Below are 1,285 nucleotides of genomic sequence, written 5' to 3' on the forward strand. Positions count from 1 at the left end.
GGCCCGGACCGCGCCGGACCCCCTGACCCCGCTCAGCCCCGCTCCACCGGGCGGGCCATCACCAGCTGCGGTCCCCCCGCCGCGTCCACGAAGCGGCGGCCGGTGAAGACGAACCCGGCGCGCCCGTAGACGCGGGCCGCCGCGTGGTTGGCCTCGTCCACGCACAGCACCAGCTCGGCCGCCTCCGGCGCCACCTGCGCCGCCAACCGGTCCAGCAGCGGCGGAGAGCACACGGCCCGCCCCACGCCCCGGTTCTGCCAGGCGGTGGTGACGTAGAAGGCGCGCAGCAGCACCGCCCGCGCCGGGTCGGGTACCAGGTCGCGCGCGTGCACGGCCCGGTCCAGCACGCCGAAGCCCGCGCAGGCCGCCCGCGCCCCGGCGGCGTCGGCGACGGCTCCCGGGCCGACGACGGCGAAGGGCGTGCGCGCCGGGTCGGCGTCGGCGGCGGGCAGGGTGGTCACCGGCAGCCGCACGTGGCCGCGCTGGCCGGGCGGCAGGCGGTGACGCAGCACGGTCTCCCGCAGCAGGCCCGCCTCCGGCGTGGCCCGGTCCAGCCTCACCAGGCGCACCGGCTCCGTCCCGCCCGCTCGTGGCTCGCTCCGCTCTCCGGCCGACATCACCGCTCCCGTCACCTCGGGGTCCGCTCCTCCGGCTCCCGGACCGGCGGGGCGGGCCGAGAGGAGGATTCGGGCCAGTCTCGCATCCCGCCCACGTAGCCAAAAGGGAGTGGTCCGGTCTAGACCGCGCGTGTCCGTCCCGGCGGTGGCAGAACAGTACGGATGTCCTTTTCTGGGGGTTTTCCGTGCCGGATTGGAGGAAAGGACGACGAAAAACCAGAGCAGGCGTTGGAGGCTCCTCCAACCTTGGGCGGCTCGATCCGGACGGATGCTGACGGCGGCTCCGCCCGGCGTTAGGGTGACTGCCTGACGGCCCGGCCCGGGGGGAAGAACTCCCCGCGCGCCGCGCCGCGAGCCCCGTTTCCGCTGGCCACAGCGGACGGGCAGGCCAGCGACCCGACGAGCTGTAGGTGCCCGTGCCCCACACCGCATTCGCGCCCGAGGCGGCGACCAACCGCGAACTCCGCGCGTTCCTGCACGGCCTCCCGGGCGTGGACGAGGTCGGCGCGCGAGCCCGCGCCCAGGACCTGTCCACCCGGTCGGTCAAGACCACCGCCAAGGCCCGGGCCATCGACCTGGCCATCACCATGGTGGACCTGACCACCCTGGAGGGCGCCGACACCCCCGGCAAGGTCCGGGCCCTGTGCGCCAAGGCCGCCCACCCCGAC

General features: G+C 75.9%; 1 protein-coding gene and 1 pseudogene. One reads left to right on the top strand and one right to left on the bottom strand.

From position 1 onward, the window contains the following. Positions 1–32: 32 nt before the first annotated feature. The gene (locus DQW06_RS28205) at positions 33–617 is read right to left on the bottom strand and encodes an N-acetyltransferase (protein WP_071623250.1); all 585 of its coding nucleotides are present in this window, start codon (positions 615–617) and stop codon (positions 33–35) included. Positions 618–1,027: 410 nt separating this feature from the next. Here DQW06_RS28205 and DQW06_RS28210 point away from each other — a divergent pair. After that, positions 1,028–1,285, top strand: a pseudogene (locus DQW06_RS28210) (deoxyribose-phosphate aldolase); the annotation flags it as partial.

This window comes from Nocardiopsis sp. TNDT3 (assembly GCF_003427465.1).
GTDB classification, from domain to species: Bacteria; Actinomycetota; Actinomycetes; order Streptosporangiales; family Streptosporangiaceae; genus Nocardiopsis; species Nocardiopsis dassonvillei.